The following is a 17190-nucleotide window of genomic DNA, read 5'->3' on the forward strand; positions in this document are numbered from 1 at the left end:
ACCGTTCCGGCGCAGGAGCATGCCATGATGAATCCGTTCTTTCAGGTCGCGATCGGCGGCGCGATGGGCGCCACTGCGCGCTATGCTGTCTATCGCGCGATTGCGTGGCACGGGCCCGGTTTTCCTGTCGCCACCGGCGTGGTCAACGTTGTGGGCAGCTTTGCCATGGGCGTGCTTGCGGCGTTCATGGCCTATCGCTGGAACAATCATTTCGCGCCGTTGCTGCTGACCGGCTTGTTGGGCGGGTTCACGACGTTTTCGGCCTTTTCGCTGGATGCGCTGACCCTGTGGGAGCGCGGCCAGCATGTCGGTGCCGCGGTCTATATCATCGCTTCGGTGCTGCTTTCGATTGCCGCCGTGGTGGCGGGCATGGCGCTTGGTCGCGGGCTATGGGCATGAGCGGAGTTCAATCCCTGATCGTTGGTGCGGACGAGGGCGATCAGCGGCTGGATCGCTGGCTGAAGAAGCGGTTTCCTCAGCTGACCCAGGGCGCTGTCGAAAAGATGTGCCGCACCGGCCAGTTACGTGTCGATGGCGGGCGCGTGAAGGCGAGTGTGCGGATCGAGGCCGGACAAGAGGTGCGCGTTCCGCCGGTGCCTTCTGCCGCGGCAACGCCCAGACCCGCGGCGGAACGGATACCCGACGCAGATCGCGATATGATCCAGCAGGCGGTGCTGTGGAAGGATCAGCATATCATCGCCCTGAACAAACCGGCGGGACTGCCAAGCCAAGGTGGCAGCGGCCAGGGTAACCGTCATGTCGACGGGCTGACCGGTGCCCTGATGTTCGGCTATAAGGATCGCCCGAAACTGGTGCATCGCCTGGACAAGGATACCTCGGGCCTGCTGTTGCTGGCACGCACAGACCGCATCGCCCGCGCCCTGTCCGAGGCCTTCCGGTCGCGCACGACCCGAAAGATCTACTGGGCGGCTGTCGCCGGTGTCCCGTCGCCGCGCATGGGCACGATCCGCTATGGTTTGGTGAAGGCGCCCGGCCATGGGAGGTCCGGAGAGGGCGAGAAGATGATCGCCGTTCACCCTCGCGACATCACCGGGACCGAGGGCGCGAAGCGCGCGACGACCGATTACGCAGTTCTTGATGCGCTTGGAACGCGTGTCAGCTGGTGCGCGCTGGTGCCGATCACCGGTCGCACCCATCAGCTGCGCGCCCACATGGCGGAACTGGGCCACCCGATCGTCGGGGACGGAAAATACGGCGGTTCGGGTCAGGAAAACCTGGGCGACGGATGGGGCGCGCAGCTGGGTGGAGAGATCAGCCGCAAGCTGCATCTTCACGCCCGCAGCCTGAGCTTCGATCATCCGATCAGCGGCAAGCGCATGACGCTGACGGCGCCGCTGCCCGACCATATGATGCGCACCTGGAAGACGCTCGGCTGGCACGAAAACGACGTGCCTGATGATCCCTTCGACGAGGACGCATGAAGCTGGTCGTCTTCGACGTCGATGGGACGCTGGTGGACAGTCAGCACCTGATCTGCGCCTCGATGGGTCGCGGCTTCGATCTTGTCGGACTTGAAACACCCGACCGGCCGCGAATCCTGTCCTGCGTCGGGCTGTCGCTGGATCGTGCGGTGGCAGAGCTTGCGCCGGACGTGGACGATGCCGTGCAGCGTCGCATCGTTGCTGGGTATCGCTCGGCCTTCAGCTTCGGACGGATCGTCGAGCAGCCGCCCCTGTATCCCGGCGCGCGTGACTGCCTGGACCAGCTGTCCGCTCGGGACGATCTGTTGCTGGCGGTCGCGACTGGAAAGTCACGGCGCGGCGTGAACAGCATGATCGAGGCTCATGGGTTGGCAGGGATCTTCGTCAATCTGCAGACGGCCGACGACCATCCGTCGAAGCCCGATCCCGCGATGCTGCGGGCCGCGATCTTCGAAACCGGCGGCGATGCGTCGTCTTCGGTCATGATCGGCGACACCGGATACGACATGCAGATGGCGGGCGCGGCCGGTGTCGTGGGGTTTGGGGTCGCGTGGGGTTATCACGATGCTGCGACGCTGCGCGAGGCCGGTGCGGCGCTGGTTGCGCCTGATTTTCCGACACTGACCCGCGAAATCGAAAGGTGGGCAGGATGAGCGAATGGAAGGCAAGACGATTCTGGACGGGCGCCACGGTGCGGCAGGTTGCGGATCGCGGATGGGAGGTGACGCTGGACGAACGACCGGTCCGCACCCCCGGCAAGCTGGCTTTGGCTTTGCCGACAATGCGGCTGGCGCAGGCGATCGCCGCGGAATGGGACGCGCAAAGCGAGGTGATCGATCCTACCACGATGCCGCTGACCCGAGCGGCGAATTCCGCCATCGAAAAGGTCGCGGTTCAGTTCGATGGCGTGGTGTCGATGCTGGCGGATTACGGAGCGACCGACCTGCTATCCTATCGCGCGGATCAGCCCGAGACGCTGATCCGGATGCAGGCCGAAGCCTGGGATCCGCTGATCGACTGGTCGGCGACCCACCTGCATGCCCCGCTGCGGATTACGCATGGCGTGATCCCCGTGCCGCAGGATACCGACGCGCTGGCCCGCTTGCGGTCCCAGTTGAGCGGGCTGGACCCTTTCGGTCTGATGGCGATGCATGATCTCGTGACAGTGCCGGGATCGCTGATAATCGGGCTGGCAGTGGCGCATGGCCGGATCAATGGCGAGGAAGCGCACCGGCTGTCGCGCATAGACGAGGCATTTCAGGCCAGCCACTGGGGCGAAGACGAAGAAGCGATGCAGGCCGCCGAATCTCGCCGTCAGGCCATCCTGTCGGCTGAAAGGTTCTGGCACCTGTCGCGTGCGGATTGAGGCGATCACGAAAGCAAGGGTCGGCTTGACCTGACAGGCGGTATCGGCACAATACTGCCTATCGAAGTTCGGCGGCGGCAGGCGGATTTCATCAACGAGAACGGCGTGTCAGCGGGTAGCGGCGAAAAGGGTTTGTCGGCTCGGAAGAAGGGGCAGTGATGATTGGAAGGGCAACACTCGGCGCGCTTGCGGCTACCGGGATGCTGGTGGCGCAGGCCTCTGCCGAAGTGCTGGCGGATATCAGGCAGCGCGGCGAACTGCATTGCGGCGTGAATGCCGGCCTGGCGGGCTTTGCCGCGCCTGACGCCAATGGCAACTGGACGGGATTCGATGTGGCGTTCTGCCGCGCCGTCGCCGCCGCAGTTCTCAGGGATCCGTCCAAGGTCAAGTTTGTTCCGACCGATCTGGAAACCCGCTTCAAATTGCTGATGGACGGCGAGGTGGATCTGCTGGTTCGCAATTCCACCTGGACCTTCTCGCGGGATGCCGCACTGAAGCTGGAATTCGCGGGCGTCAATTACTATGACGGCCAGGGCTTCATGGTGCGAAAGGAATTGGGCGTCACCTCGGTCAAGGAACTCGGCGAGGCGCCGATCTGCGTGCAGCGTGGTTCGACCAGCGCGCAGAATCTGGCCGATTATTTCGGCGCCAACGGCATGACGCTGAATACGGTCGAGGTCGAAAGCGATGCCGAGGGTGAACGGCGCTATACCGCTGGCGACTGCGACGCCTATACGACGGACGCCTCGGGTCTGGCCGCGACGCGCGCCGCCTTCGCCGATCCCGAGAATCATATCGTTCTGCCCGAGATCATTTCGAAGGAGCCGCTTGGCCCGGTTGTCCGACAACAGGACGGGCAATGGGGCGATGTGGTGCGGTGGACATTGTTCGCGCTGATTGCGGCGGAAGAATACGGCGTCACCTCGAAGAATATCGAGGAACTGGTCAAGTCGTCGGCAACTCCCGAGATCCAGCGGCTTCTGGGCGTCAGGGATGATCTGGGCGCGATGATCGGGCTGGATGCGGAATGGGCCAAACGCGCCATTCAGGCCAGCGGGAATTATGGCGAGATCTTCGCGGCCAACATCGGGGAGCAGACTCCGATCGGTCTCGCGCGCGGTCTGAATGCACAATGGACGCAGGGCGGGCTTATGTATGCGCCGCCTTTCCGTTGAAAGCCGGTCCCGTGAAGCCGGCGGCTGACAAGGAATAATGAGGGCGCCCCATGGCCGGGGCGCCGCTCGGATCAGTTCCGTCCATCAAGGCGCACGAAATCCATGACACTGCCTTCGCCGGGCTGCATCTCGGACCAGCTGTCGATCTGGAAATCCACGACCAATGTTGCCGCAGTCGGATAACGGCGGAAATCCGGATCCAGGGGCGGGCGCGCCGGCAGCAGCGCGGCAAATTCCGAAATGCCCGGATTATGTCCGATCATCATCACGGTCGGGTGGCTGGCGGTGCGCAGGATCGTCAGCATCTTGTCGGGACTGGCGTGATACAATCCCGGTTCGATCCGCAGCAGTGGCCTGACCTCGACCGGGGCGGCCGCCACCATAGCCCAGGTTTCCTGCGTCCGGCGCGCGGACGAGCACAGGACTTCCTCGGGCTCGTATCCACGGCTTGCCAGCCAATCCCCCAGCGCAAGTGCGGATCTGCGACCTCTGGCGTTCAAGGGCCGGTCATGATCTGCAAGCGTCGGATCGTCCCATGCCGATTTGGCGTGGCGGGTCAGGATCAGCCGTCGATGTCCAAGCGGTGTCATGGGGTAAACTGCCTCATATGCCATGCCAATTGTTCAGGCAGCCTGCCACAGGCGCTGCGGCGCGGGCAAGCGCCACCGACATCGCGCGAAGACACATGCGCTCGCGAAGTCGTACCCAAATCCGCTGCGTCTCGGCCGCTGGTGCGTGGCAGGCCGGTTTCCGGTAACAATCGTCGGTTTGAGCTATAGGCCGCCTTCGCCTTGCCGAAGGCCGCGCGGTGTCACACGCGGTTCGGTCGAACGGATCAGGCTGCCCGCACCGTGTTCGGTGAAAAGTTCCAGAAGACAGGCATTGGGAACCCGGCCATCAAGGATCACGACGGCACGCACGCCGTCCTCGATCGCCTTCAGGGCGGTTTCGGTCTTCGGAATCATGCCGCCGCCGATCCGGCCGTCGGCGATCATCTCGCGGACCTGATCGGGGTGCAGTTGCGTCACCACCTCGCCGGTCTCGTCCTTGACGCCCGCGACATCGGTCAGCAGCAACAGCCGGTCGGCCTTCAAGGCACCGGCGATCGCGCCGGCAGCGGTGTCGCCATTGACGTTGAAGGTCTCGTTGTCCTCCATGCCAGTGGCCACAGGTGCACAAACCGGGATCATGCCTGCGGTATACAGATCGCGGATGATCTGGATGTTCATTTCCACGGGCCGGCCCACGAAGCCCAACTCGGGGTCATCGGCCTCGCAGACCATCATGTCGTCATCCTTGCCGCTGATACCAACGGCGCGCCCGCCCGCGTCGTTGATCGCCTGCACGATGCGTTTGTTCACCAGACCGGACAGCACCATTTCGACCACTTCGACGGTTTCCTTGGTGGTCACGCGCTTGCCCCGCACAAAGCGGCTTTCGATTCCCAGCTTGGCCAGCAGGTCGTTGATCATGGGGCCACCGCCATGACAGACGATCGGATTCATGCCAACCTGCTTCATCAGGACGATATCGCGGGCGAATTCGGCCATTGCCTCGTCGTCGCCCATCGCATTGCCGCCGAACTTGACCACGACGACTGCGTTGGAATAGCGCTGCAGATAGGGCAGGGCCTCTGACAATGTGCGCGCGGTGGCGATCCAGTCCCGGTTCATCTTCTGTTTTTTCATCCCTAAAGGCCCCTGTGCGACAGGGCGGACCCTAGGACGGCGCGCCCTGTCAGTCCAGACCGGCGATGATCGCCCGCAGTGTCGCGATGCCTTCGCCCTTTTCCGACGATGTGGCGACCAGTTGCGGAAAGGCGGCGGGGTGCTTCTGCAACTCGGCCTCGACCTGTGCCAGAACCGACTTGATCGCGTTCGGACCCAGCTTGTCGGCCTTGGTCAGAACGACCTGAAACGGCACGGCGGATCTGTCCAGAAGGGTCATGATCTCGTGGTCGACCGGTTTCACGCCATGTCTGGCGTCGATCAGGCAAAAGGCCCGGCGCAGCGTCGGGCGGCCCGCCAGGTAGGATTTCAGCAGCGCCTGCCATTTCGCAACGACGGCGATCGGTGCCTTGGCGAAGCCATAGCCCGGAAGATCGACCAGATAGCCGTGATCGCCAAGCGTGAAATAGTTGATCTCTTGCGTTCGGCCCGGTGTGTTCGAGGCACGGGCCAAGCCCTTGCGACCGGTCAGCGCATTGATAAGGCTGGACTTGCCGACATTGCTACGGCCGGCAAAGCAGACCTCTGGCCGATCCGCGGCCGGCAAACCGTCCATCGCAACCACGCCCTTGACGAAATCAACCGGGCCCGCGAACAGCAGGCGGGCGGCCTCGGCCTGATCGGCATCGGGTTCGGGGGCACAGGGGAAGGCGACTTTCATGCGGCAATCCTATCCCCGATGGCGATGTTCCCGCCGGTGACAACTTCGGCGAAAATGCCGAACTCGGTGTGCCCATAAAGACGTTCCAGCGTTGCGACCATATCCAGATCGCGCTGACCGGTGTCGGTGTCAGAGCTGGTCGCATCGCACCGGCCGATATGATCCGTCACGCGAAGCTCGACATCGCCGATAGTCAGAATCTGTCCGATCATGTCGCGTTCCGCAAAGGGCTGCCACCCGTCGATCCACAGATTGCCACGCCAGCGATGGATCCCCAGCGTGTGACCAATTTCCTGTTCCAGCTGCGCGAGGCTGGTCATCGACAGGATCGAGATCCAAGGCCATTTGTTGTCGGTCCAGATCGCCGCGCCCCTGACCAGCCGCGATGCAGCCCCGGAATCGGCAGGCCATATTGGCCGCAGCCAGTCCAGCAGTCTTTCCTGCTCGGTCTCGGGATCGAAGGTCAGGCCGGGCAGCGCGGGATGCGTCAGCGCGATGCGTTTGTCCTGCCAGCCGCCACTGATCGCCTGCACCAGCGGTGAGGCGATGCCCCGCACGAAGCAGGACTTGGGCAGCCAGCGATCAGGCTGGCCTGCCGTTTCGCTGGCGCGCGCATTGCGTTCACCCCGTTCGGTGACGACCGCGAATTCGCGGTCGCCGGGCAGGCGGCGTGCGGCGATCAACGTGACCCTGTCCAGCCCCTCGCCGCCGATCGACTTGATCGGATGTCGGCGGATATGGGCCAGGTGGCCTGTCACTTGCCTTTGCCCTTGCTGTTGACCTTGTCATCCGGCTGGCCGTTCTTCGCCGCGTTCACCCGCGGTCGCTTCGGCATCGCGGCCTTGATATTTCCGAACAGGTCGGGGCGGTGGCCGTGCATCGACATGATCGAATACTGCTGGATGATGGTGATTGTGTTGTTGGTGATCCAGTACAGCACCAGCCCCGAGGCGAAGCCGCCCAGCATGAACATGAACACCCACGGCATCCACGCAAAGATCATTTTCTGTGCGGGGTCGGTCGGGGTTGGGTTCAGCCGTTGCTGCATCCACATGCTGATCCCCAGCGCGATCGCCAGAGCCGGCAGCGACAACGAGTGCAGCAGCGTTCCCTGGGCGGGCGGCGAGAAGGGTAGCAACCCGAACAGGTTCAGCAGGCTTGAGGGGTCGGGCGCGGCGAGGTCGCGAATCCAGCCGATCCACGGCGCGTGCCGCAGTTCGATCGTGACGAAGATCACCTTGTAGAGCGCAAAGAAGATCGGGATCTGCAGCAGCACCGGAAGGCAGCCCGCGGCCGGGTTCACCTTCTGGGTCTTGTACAGCTCCATGACCTCTTTCTGATACTTCATCCGGTCGTCGCCGGTGCGTTCCTTGATGGCCTCCATCTCGGGCTGCAGTTCCTTCATCTTCGCCATCGAGATGTAGGATTTGCGCGCCAGCGGGAAGACCAGCAGCTTCAGGATGAAGGTCAGCGCGATGATCGACCAACCCATGTTGCCGATATGCGTGTTCAGCCAGTGCAGCAGGCTGAAGATCGGTTTCGTCAGGAAATAGAACCAGCCCCAGTCGATCGAGTCGACGAAACGCTGGATGCCGGGATCTTCCTCGTAGCCGCGAATGATCTCGGTCACCTTTGCGCCGGCAAAAAGATAGCCGGTCGTGCTGGCCTGCGCGCCGGGCTGAACCGTCTGCAGCGGATAGCGGGCTTCGGTCTGATAGATATCCGCGTTCTCGGCGTACTTGACGACGGCGGTAAATGCTTGGCCCGGTGCCGGTGCCAGCGTGGTCATCCAGTACTTGTCGGTAAAGCCGATCCAGCCGTTTTCATTCACGTCGATCACCTCGGCGCGGCCTTCGCGGGCCACCGGATCAAGATCGACGATGTTCTTGTATTTCAGCTCTATCAGCTCGCCGTCATGCATGCCGACCGCGCCCTCGAACAGAACGAAGAAGTTCTGGGTGTCGGGCCGTCCGTGACGGGCTATGATGCCATAGGGCGCAGCGCTGAAGCTGCTTTCGCCGTTGTTCTGAACGCTCTGGTTCACCGTGAAGAGATAGTCTTCGTCCAGTTCGAAGATCCGGCGGAAAACCTGGCCCGCGCCGTTGTCCCAGGCCAGCGTGACGGGCTGGCCGGGTGCCAGAGTATCGCCGGATTCCACGCGCCAGATTGTTGCCGGACCGGGCACCAAAGCGGGATCCACGCCGGGGCCTGGTGTCCAGCCATAGACTGCGTAATAGGGCTTGGCGCCAGCGGCGTCGATTGAGGGATCTGCTGTCGCAGATGACGGGGCAAGCAGCCGGACATCCGGGGAATCCTCGGCCAGCGTCTCCTGATATTTCGTCAGTTGCAGGTCGTCGATCCGACCACCCGCCAAAGAGATCGAACCACGCAGCGAGGGGGTCTCGATCTCGATGCGTCCGGCGCTCGCCTCTGCCTCGGTGGCGTTGGCGCCACCCAGATCGGCGGTGGTCGTCGCGTCTGGCGCGTTCGCGGAAGGCGGCAGCGCGGCGCCGTCATTGACACCCTGTTCTGACACGGCAGGTTCGGGCTGCTGTTCTGTTGGTGGTTCCGGTGCGAAGACGGTGTACCAGATCAGGATCACCAGAAACGACAATACCGTCGCCAGGATCAGATTGCGGTTGTTGTCTTGCATCGGGTCACCACTGTCATCGCGTCAGTCGCGCCGGTTCAACAGAAGGGGGGCTGAAAGGTCAAGCGCATTTGCCCGCTTGCGACGGTGCAGGGTAAGAAATTCACCCGATTGGCAGGCTGCGCGTGTGGTTTGCAGGCGAGAAGGGATGGCCGAGGTGGTGGTGCGCAGCTTGACGCCCGCGATTTTAGCCGGCGTCGCGCCGCGGAAGCCCCGGCATGTTCCTGGAATTGACGGCGTGCTGCGACAGGAATTCGAACGTGTCTTCCAATGACATCGGGCGCGCGATCGCATAGCCCTGCACCTCATCGCATCCCATCTGCGCCAGAAACCCATGTTCGTCGCGGGTTTCCACACCCTCGGCCAAGGCCGCGATGCCCAGCCTTTCTGCCAGTGCCAGGATCGCCAGGATCATGCGCTGCTGACCGGCATCGATGTCGCATCCCATCACGAAGCTGCGGTCGATCTTGATCCGATGGATGCCGAATTGCCGGATCGCATCAAGGCTGGCATATCCGGTCCCGAAATCGTCCAGATCCAACCGGCAACCCGCGCGCGTCAACAGGGACAGGTTTTCCCGGGCTTCGGTGCTGCTGGTGACGGGGGCGACGTTTTCCAGCACTTCCAGAACCAGCCTGTCGGCACCGATGTCCTGCCGGTCCAGTTCCCACAGCAGTGCCGTCGCAAATCCGGGGTCCGACAATTCACTGTTGGATATGTTGATCGAGACGGTCGGCACATGCCAGCCCTGCTGGTCCCAGTGCTTCAGGGCCAAGATCGCCTGGCGCATTATGCACAGGGTCAGGGCTCGATGATCCTCATCGCTCATCCGCGGCATGAAGGCCGAAGGCGGCAGAAGGCCGCGGGCAGGGTGGTTCCAGCGTGCCAGTGCCTCGAACCCGGTTACGCGGCCGGAATTGCAGCATAGCTGGGGCTGGAAATGTGCCACGATCTGTCCGTCAGCCGCGGCTTCGGCGACCGTCGCGGGCAGGTCGCCGCCGTCAAGGTCGGGGTCATGCGCAAAGAGCGTGATCCGCCCCAGGCGTGATGGATCGCCGTCGTCCAGACGGCAGCGGGCGTTGCGAACCAGATCTTCCAAATCGGGTTGGCCGGCGCCTTCCGCGTGGACCAGCACGCCGGTGAGGACGGGCAGAACCGATATCCCCGAAATCGGAAGGTGTTTCTGGGCCTGCGCCTGAAGCCGCAGGGCGATGCGCTTTGCCTCATCTTCGTGACGGTTGGTCAACACCACGGCAAACATGCCGCGTTCTGGCATCTGCACAGGATCATCAGGGCGGATGGCGCGGCTGAGGCGCACAGTCAGGCCGACCAGCAGATGGTTGAATCCGGCCTTGCCAAGATGAGCCGAAAGCAGGTCGCGATTTTCCAGCCGCAGCAAAAGCAGGCTGCGCGCATGGGGTGTGGACCGTCCATTCAGGCGTTGCCGCAGCCCACGCAGGAACCGGTATCCGGAAGTGATTGCCCTTGCCAACATCGTGGCCCTTTCACGGAAGCGTCGCGACCATGACTAGCCCAGAATGCTTTTTGTTCCGTTAATGTTCCCGGCGTCCGAGTTGATAATCAGCCAGAGCCTGAGGAATCCGGGAACAACGAGGCGAAATCGAACAGTTTCGGGTCCAGCAGGTGCGACGGACGGGTATTCATCAGCGCGCGGAACATCACCTGCCGGCGCCCCGGGCTGCGGGCCTCCCATTCATCCAGCAGTTTCTTGACCTGGACACGTTGCAGCCCTTCCTGGCTGCCGCATAGATCGCAGGGAATGATGGGATAGTTCATCGCCCGTGCGAACCGATCGCAGTCGTCTTCGGCGACATAGGCCAATGGACGCAACACATTCAGATCGCCTTCCTCGTTCAACAGCTTCGGCGGCATCGCAGCCAGCCTGCCACCGTGGAACAGGTTCATGAAAAACGTTTCCAGAATGTCGTCGCGATGATGGCCCAGCACCACGGCCGAGCAGCCTTCCTCTCGGGCGATTCGATACAGGTTGCCGCGCCTTAGTCGCGAGCATAGCGCGCAATAGGTACGACCCTGTGGGATCTTGTCGGTGACGATGGAATAGGTGTCCTGATACTCGATCCGGTGGTCCACGCCACGCGTGGTCAGGAACTCCGGCAGAACCGTCGCGGGAAACCCCGGCTGGCCCTGATCCAGGTTGCAGGCAAGAAGATCGACGGGCAGCAGACCGCGCCATTTCAGCTCGTGAAGCACCGCCAGAAGGGTATAGCTGTCCTTGCCGCCCGACATGCAGACCAGCCAGCGATCGCCGGGCCGGAGCATGCCGAAATCCTCGATTGCGGCGCGGGTCTCGCGGACCAACCGCTTGCGCAGTTTGCGAAATTCGGTCGATGACGGGGCGCCTGCGAACAGGGCATGAATGTCGGTGTCGTCGCTGTCATCCAGCATCGGAATGCCTTTCGTGATCGGGGTCGGCGCCGGGCACCGGATCATAGCCCTGACCGCCCCAGGGGTGGCAGCGGAAGATGCGCCGCAGCGCAAGCCAACCGCCACGAATCGCGCCGTGGCGTTGCAGCGCCTCCAGCGCATAGGCCGAACAGGTCGGCTGGAACCGGCAGCCATGTCCGACCCAGGGCGAGGCGACCAGACGGTAGGCGCGCACCGGCAGTGCAAGCATCCGCGCCAGCGGGCTCATGCGTGAATCTTGCGCAGTGCGCGCGACAGATCGTCGCGCATCGCGGTGAAGTCGCGGCTGACGGTGACCCCGGGCCGCCCGATCAGCACATAATCCCAACCACGCATTCCCGCGTCTGGCAGGCAAAGCCTTGCTATTTCCCGCAAGCGACGCTTGGCGCGGTTGCGAAGAACAGCGTTGCCTACCTTCTTTGAACAGGTAAAGCCGACCCGCGCCGGACCGTCATCAGCGCGTCGCCGCGCCTGCAACAGAAAGCCGGGCGTCCCCTGCCGCCGTGCCTTGGCCGCAGCCAGAAACTCGGCACGCTTCCTTAGCACAGGGGGCATTCCATTCGGTCTGCCGGACATGCGAAATGCCGCCATGCCGTCATCCCGTGGCTGAGCTTCAGCGCTTGGATGGGGCATGGGCGGCATGATCACAGCCTTTCGACGGCGGAAGATACCGCCGGTCGTACTTAGGCCGACAGACGCTTGCGGCCCTTGGCGCGACGGGCGTTCAGCACGCGACGGCCGCCCTTGGTGGCCATGCGGGCACGAAAGCCGTGACGGCGCGCACGAACGAGGTTCGAGGGTTGGAAAGTGCGCTTCATGGTCAGGTCTCCGGGTCGATGCTTGCGGGTGGCGGCCGGTGCGGCAGGACAAAACGTCACAGGCCCGCACGCGAACGCGCCGGTTGTTCGAAGCCCGCTGGATAGTGCAAGCTGGGGGTGGCGTCAACCGGCATCACCTGTCTTTATGGCGTCGGAATATATCGGTCGCGCTGGTGGAACCCGGCAGCGATCACATTCGTTTGATGTGCAATTGCCGCCTTGCCCGGCAAAAGCGGGTGTTAGAAGGCCACGACCCGGACAAGATGCGACTGAACACGATCTCTGGCCGATTCGCAGCACTGACGATGATTTTCGTGGTGCTTGCAGAAGTCTTCATCCTGCTGCCCGCGCTGGCCAGCTTTCGGCTGGACTATCTCGAATCGCGACTGGAGCGCGCCCAGATCGCCAGCCTCGCGCTGCTGGCGACAACAGATGAGTCGCTGGCCGCCGACCTGGAATCCGAGCTTTTGCAGAATGCCGGCGTCTTCAACGTCGTCTTGCGGCGTAACGACGTGCGACAGCTTGTCTTGGCCTCGATCATCCCCGGTCCTGTCAGTGACACCTATGATCTGCGTGACGAGACCGTCTTGCAGACCGTGGACGATGCGCTTGCGACGCTTCGCGACAATACCGACAGGGTCATCCGCGTGATCGGCGCCCCCGTCAATCAGGCGGGCCAGCTGATCGAGATCACCATGCCGACCGCGCCGCTGCGTACGGCGATGGTCGAATATGGCGTGCGGCTTCTGGCGCTGTCCGCGGCATTCTCGATCCTGACTGCGGTGCTGCTGAACCTTGCGGCGCAACGGCTGATTCTGGTCCCTATTCGAAGGGTGATCAGCAACCTGTCCGCCTATGCCGGTGCCCCCGAGGATCCGCGCCACATCATCCGTCCCGATGCGCGCTTGGCCGAGCTGCGCGAGGCAGAGACCGCGCTTGAGGCGATGCAGAAGACCGTGACATCTTCGCTGAAGCAGAAGGAACGCATGGCGCTGTTGGGGCAAGCCGTCGCGAAGATCAGCCACGATCTGCGCAATATCCTGACCACCGCGCAGATTTTCGCCGACAGGCTGGAAGACAGCGCCGATCCCAAGGTCAAGCGGGCCGCGCCGAAGTTGCTGAAATCCATCTCTCGGGCCGTGACCCTGTGCGAGACGACTTTGGCGTTCGGCAAGGCCGAAGAGCCCGCACCAACACTGTCGCGGTTCAACCTGTCGCAGCTTGTGTCTGAACTGGTCGAGGCCGAGACGCTGGCAGGGCAGTCGGCCGGTCAGCCGCAGGTCGAATTTCTGACCGACATCCCGCCCAGCCTGATGATCCGTGCCGACAGGGATCAACTGTATCGCGTCCTGACCAATCTGGGCCGCAATGCGCGCCAGGCCATCGAGGGGACCGGCCAGCCCGGCACGGTCGAGATCGGGGCAGGCGAGACCGACACCGACTGGTGGATCCGTGTGGGTGATACCGGGCCGGGCCTGCCAGATAAGGCGCGAGAGTTCCTGTTCAAGCCCTTCACCGGCAGCGCGCGGAAGGGGGGTACTGGACTTGGCCTGACGATCGCGGCAGACCTGATCCGCGGTCATGGAGGAAAGCTTGAACTGATGCGAAGCGATGCCGAAGGGACCGAGTTCATGATACACCTGCCTCGGGACATGGCCTCGCCCTCCGTGACGCCCGACCCGGGCGCAGTTTGATCAGCAAGCGACCGAAAGACGAACTTTTTGACCGATACCCCTTGCATCCCCCAGACGGCGGCGATAGATCACCGCCCTACGACGGACCCGTAGCTCAGCTGGATAGAGCACCAGACTACGAATCTGGGGGTCGGGCGTTCGAATCGCTCCGGGTCCGCCATTCATCTCATTATCGTCTGTCAGAGATATTTGGCTTTCCGTCAGATTTCTGACCCAACCGGACGTCTGGCGTCGTCGCCGACGTCTGGCATTTTGCGTCCTGGGCATCCCTTTTCCTTCCATCATTGGCGTAACCTGCAAGAACCGGCCCTTGGGCCGCGCTCTTGCAGGTCTGCCACGTGGCGAACGCAGAAGGGGGCGAGGCAAGTCTATTCGACCGGGGTGGTGCGGCCCGCAGGCGCAGCCGAGGACACGGCCCGGTCTAATCGGCTTGCCCGAGGGGGAAGGCAGCGTCTTCCCCCTGTCGACCAAGGGCGTTTGGCTTGCCCAAATCCCCTTGGACCCGGAAAAGGCGCGGCAGGGCAATCTCCCTGCCCCCCAATGAATGATCTGGGATCGTTTTGCCGCAGGGCGAGACGTTCATGAAGCGAGCAGCGAATGCCGGCTTTGAGCCCATCAGCGACATTCAGGCATGGCGCAGCTCACCCAGCCCTGCCATTCGCCGCCCTGCTCAGCATTGACGGACAGGCGAGGTCAGCGGGGCACTCGCATCGGGTTTCAGCAAATTGCGGTAGCTTGACGTCAGCGAACATATGGCAAAGGTGACTTTGTGATCCTTATGGAGGTTGGAGGTGGGCCATATCTGGATGCCGAGCGAAGCGTTTGTTCGATCATTATCGGAAGATGCGGGCTGTCGCTCGGGCTTCGCTCTAGGGGAAATTGACATTCTTGAGTGCTTGGGAAGTGATCATCGCTTTGTCGAAGAAATCACTGCTCGTGAAATCGTTCGGCTCGCATCAAGCGATTATGCCGATGCTGTCGGTGATCTGTTGTTCGCGTTGGGCGCTGCCCGGACTCCAGGAATGCCTCCTCTTAGCCGCCGGTTTCTCTGGAATATTGGGCAAGAGCCAGGCGAAGGCCTCGACCTATCCGAATTGATGAAGGTCGAGGCGGTCGGAAGAGAGTTTGCGAGGCGCAAACTCGCTCGTGACGACAGTCAAGCTGAAGTCCTACAAGAGCTAAAGCTGCTCTTGGGTGCCAATGAAGCCGCTTGGCTCCCGGGTCTTCTCGCTGCAATCGATGAAGAGATAGGGGTTAATCCGTTCTATGTCAGGCAAGTAGTGAAATCCGACCCGATACTATTGCGAGATCTGTTCCAGTCGGAATCCTTGCCTTCCGATGATGGTCGTTTCTTCGATCAGAGGTTCATCGACTTTTTAAATCGAAATCCAGAAAAAATGTTTGAAATGAACTGGAGGCAATTTGAAGGATTGACGGCCGAGTGGTTTCAGCGCAATGGTTACACGGTTGAGTTAGGACCCGGTAGAAATGATGGCGGCGTCGACCTTCGGATATGGAAAGATGATATTAGTCAATCTGGGCCGCCGACGGTAATAGTCCAGTGTAAGCGATATAAAGAGAAGATAGACCGTGTCACGGTGAAAGCTCTTTATTCTGACCTCATTTTCGAAAAGGCCACAGGAGCGATGGTTGTGACTACAAGTGACATTAGCCGTGGGGCTAAGAAAGATATTGAGGTAAGAGAATATCCTATCACGACCGCAAATCTTGAAACAGTGACAACTTGGCTCTCCAAAATGCGAACACCAGGAAACGGGTTTCTGAATTTCGATGATCCTACTCAGAAATAGAAAACCGATACGATAAGATAGCCGGGATTACCCTGGCGGCGGCTCTACGACGGGGGCGCCTGATCACCCGCGACGAACGTTGACCGCGGCCCCTCTTGGTCGTTCATGCTGCAACCGCGAAGGCTAGTGGTTGGAAAGCGGGAACGACGGCACGGTCCGTATTGTGCGACTTCGGCCGTGTATGAGTTTCGCGGTCGCGGCGAATGGCTCGTCCGACGGGCTGCACCACAGCATCTGCACCTCCGTCAGATGGCCGGAAAGGGCCGTGTTTGCCGGGCAGACCGTCTCACCACTGCAAGTCGGCCGCCGCACCGCCGCATGCCGGCTTGGAGCCCTTCAGTGACGGATTTTGCGGCATAGGCGAATAGCTGCTTGAGCCGAAACTCGCAATAGCGCGTGAGACTTCGGGAGTTGTGTGGTTAGTTTCTACGTTTGCGCTGATCATTGTGAAAGGCTCGATATAAATCCCACGCTGCCTCACAATCACCGAGAGCGACTTGCTCCAAGATCTGCAACAGAAGCGTGGTTCCTGGTGTAACATTTTGAGGCTCTATTTCTTTGCCCGCCCACTGATCGTCCACAGCCATTTCCACATTGATGACCCACCAGCGATCAATCTTAGTTACCAAGTAAACAATCTTGGGAAATAGCGTCTCGAATTCTGGCATCTCACCAGTCGAGATTACGTTTCTCAGTTCATGTGCAAAGATGTTCCGCACAGAGGTTAGCTCTTCGATCAACTTGAGGTCATCTACGTCGATGACTTCCATTTTCTCCAGCCACCGAATAGAGCCGCGTAGAGCATCCTCCTTCCCTTTCGGATCCAAGGCCAAAACTTCGCGGCGATATGCATTGCTGAAATGCCAACCCTTCTTTTCACTCCACTCTCCGGAGAAAAACTCTAAGATAGGCTCCTTGATAGAGGCTACAAGCATTTCGTGCGCGACGAGATAGAGCCCGGCCGTCGCAAAGCGCCTCCGCATAACATCAGGATTGAGGAGGTATTTCCACTGGCTATTCATCGAGAATGAATAGCGCTGGCTGGCTACCGAAGTCTACATTTTTGTGGGGTGGCAAGTCGATACGGGGCAGCGAGAGTTCAGATCTATTCGAGATAGCAGTGTCTCAGCTCTTCTTAGGGCGTCCCTGAGCGAAACAGACGCCCGTTCACCCTCTTCGAAGGTCGGCTCATTTAGACACGTAAAATTCTGCGGCCTGCATGAATGGCCGGTTCGGGGTAGCCGCACCGCAGCGTTAGAACTCCTGACGAATGTCCGGTGTGGGCCTAGGCTGTGTGGAAACGTCAGCGCATGTCGGCATCCAAAGGCATTAAGCGCGAGGATTTAGGTCGCGTTTGCTGAATTGCAGACAGATCACAAGGAGCGGCGCCTTTCAGGCCTC

The 17190-nt window shown here is 61.6% G+C and carries 18 protein-coding genes and 1 tRNA gene; 8 read left to right on the forward strand and 11 right to left on the reverse strand.

The window, feature by feature from the left end:
- Window positions 1-24: 24 nt before the first annotated feature.
- From crcB to MU516_RS11240, 5 genes are all read left to right on the forward strand, one after another.
- Window positions 25-399, forward strand: a complete 375-nt coding sequence (crcB, locus tag MU516_RS11220; RefSeq protein ID WP_260277295.1) for a fluoride efflux transporter CrcB — start codon at window positions 25-27, stop codon at window positions 397-399.
- Window positions 396-1442: an RluA family pseudouridine synthase gene (locus tag MU516_RS11225; RefSeq protein WP_260277296.1), complete on the forward strand. Its 1047-nt coding sequence runs from the start codon at window positions 396-398 to the stop codon at window positions 1440-1442. The genes crcB and MU516_RS11225 overlap by 4 nt, the downstream gene beginning before the upstream one ends.
- Window positions 1439-2095 (forward strand): HAD-IA family hydrolase, encoded by a 657-nt coding sequence (locus MU516_RS11230; protein WP_260277297.1) that lies wholly within the window; start codon window positions 1439-1441, stop codon window positions 2093-2095. Before MU516_RS11225 ends, MU516_RS11230 begins: the two co-directional genes overlap by 4 nt.
- Window positions 2092-2808, forward strand: coding sequence for an ATP12 family chaperone protein (locus MU516_RS11235; RefSeq protein ID WP_260277298.1), 717 nt, complete (start codon window positions 2092-2094; stop codon window positions 2806-2808). Before MU516_RS11230 ends, MU516_RS11235 begins: the two co-directional genes overlap by 4 nt.
- A 158-nt stretch (window positions 2809-2966) precedes the next feature.
- Window positions 2967-3983: an amino acid ABC transporter substrate-binding protein gene (locus MU516_RS11240; protein WP_260277299.1), complete on the forward strand. Its 1017-nt coding sequence runs from the start codon at window positions 2967-2969 to the stop codon at window positions 3981-3983.
- Between the two features lie 71 nt (window positions 3984-4054).
- Here the strand turns inward: MU516_RS11240 and MU516_RS11245 are convergent, their stop codons facing one another.
- The 10 genes from MU516_RS11245 to rpmH form a co-directional block, all read right to left on the reverse strand.
- Window positions 4055-4573, reverse strand: coding sequence for a SixA phosphatase family protein (locus MU516_RS11245; protein WP_260277300.1), 519 nt, complete (start codon window positions 4571-4573; stop codon window positions 4055-4057).
- Between the two features lie 183 nt (window positions 4574-4756).
- Window positions 4757-5656: an acetylglutamate kinase gene (gene argB / locus MU516_RS11250; RefSeq protein ID WP_209056659.1), complete on the reverse strand. Its 900-nt coding sequence runs from the start codon at window positions 5654-5656 to the stop codon at window positions 4757-4759.
- A 64-nt stretch (window positions 5657-5720) separates the two neighbouring features.
- Entirely contained in the window at window positions 5721-6371 is a 651-nt protein-coding gene (yihA, locus tag MU516_RS11255) for a ribosome biogenesis GTP-binding protein YihA/YsxC (protein ID WP_260277301.1), read from the reverse strand.
- Window positions 6368-7129: an MOSC domain-containing protein gene (locus MU516_RS11260; RefSeq protein WP_260277302.1), complete on the reverse strand. Its 762-nt coding sequence runs from the start codon at window positions 7127-7129 to the stop codon at window positions 6368-6370. The genes yihA and MU516_RS11260 overlap by 4 nt, the downstream gene beginning before the upstream one ends.
- Window positions 7126-9024, reverse strand: coding sequence for a membrane protein insertase YidC (yidC, locus tag MU516_RS11265; protein WP_260277303.1), 1899 nt, complete (start codon window positions 9022-9024; stop codon window positions 7126-7128). Before yidC ends, MU516_RS11260 begins: the two co-directional genes overlap by 4 nt.
- A 184-nt stretch (window positions 9025-9208) precedes the next feature.
- A complete protein-coding gene (locus MU516_RS11270; RefSeq protein WP_260277304.1) occupies window positions 9209-10516 on the reverse strand; it encodes a GGDEF domain-containing phosphodiesterase in 1308 nt (435 codons plus the stop codon).
- An 86-nt stretch (window positions 10517-10602) separates the two neighbouring features.
- A complete protein-coding gene (ttcA, locus tag MU516_RS11275; RefSeq protein WP_260277305.1) occupies window positions 10603-11448 on the reverse strand; it encodes a tRNA 2-thiocytidine(32) synthetase TtcA in 846 nt (281 codons plus the stop codon).
- Complete coding sequence (yidD, locus tag MU516_RS11280; RefSeq protein ID WP_209056513.1) at window positions 11438-11695, reverse strand: membrane protein insertion efficiency factor YidD; 258 nt, start codon at window positions 11693-11695, stop codon at window positions 11438-11440. The genes ttcA and yidD overlap by 11 nt, the downstream gene beginning before the upstream one ends.
- The gene (gene rnpA, locus MU516_RS11285; protein ID WP_260277306.1) at window positions 11692-12057 is read right to left on the reverse strand and encodes a ribonuclease P protein component; all 366 of its coding nucleotides are present in this window, start codon (window positions 12055-12057) and stop codon (window positions 11692-11694) included. The genes yidD and rnpA overlap by 4 nt, the downstream gene beginning before the upstream one ends.
- A 92-nt stretch (window positions 12058-12149) precedes the next feature.
- Window positions 12150-12284, reverse strand: coding sequence for a 50S ribosomal protein L34 (gene rpmH, locus MU516_RS11290; RefSeq protein WP_028725980.1), 135 nt, complete (start codon window positions 12282-12284; stop codon window positions 12150-12152).
- Window positions 12285-12547: 263 nt separating this feature from the next.
- Here rpmH and MU516_RS11295 point away from each other — a divergent pair, with 263 nt between their 5' ends.
- The 3 genes from MU516_RS11295 to MU516_RS11305 all read left to right on the forward strand — a co-directional run bounded on the left by MU516_RS11295 (window position 12548) and on the right by MU516_RS11305 (window position 15789).
- Entirely contained in the window at window positions 12548-13978 is a 1431-nt protein-coding gene (locus MU516_RS11295; RefSeq protein WP_260277307.1) for a sensor histidine kinase, read from the forward strand.
- Window positions 13979-14061: 83 nt separating this feature from the next.
- A tRNA-Arg gene (locus MU516_RS11300) sits at window positions 14062-14138 on the forward strand.
- A gap of 631 nt (window positions 14139-14769) precedes the next feature.
- On the forward strand, window positions 14770-15789 hold the full coding sequence (locus MU516_RS11305; protein WP_260277308.1) for a restriction endonuclease: 1020 nt from the start codon (window positions 14770-14772) through the stop codon (window positions 15787-15789).
- A 419-nt stretch (window positions 15790-16208) separates the two neighbouring features.
- Here MU516_RS11305 and MU516_RS11310 read toward each other — a convergent pair whose 3' ends face one another.
- Window positions 16209-16811 (reverse strand): hypothetical protein, encoded by a 603-nt coding sequence (locus MU516_RS11310; RefSeq protein ID WP_260277309.1) that lies wholly within the window; start codon window positions 16809-16811, stop codon window positions 16209-16211.
- Window positions 16812-17190: the final 379 nt, after the last annotated feature.

The sequence above is a fragment of the Paracoccus maritimus genome (assembly GCF_025195095.1).
Lineage (GTDB): Bacteria > Pseudomonadota > Alphaproteobacteria > Rhodobacterales > Rhodobacteraceae > Paracoccus > Paracoccus maritimus.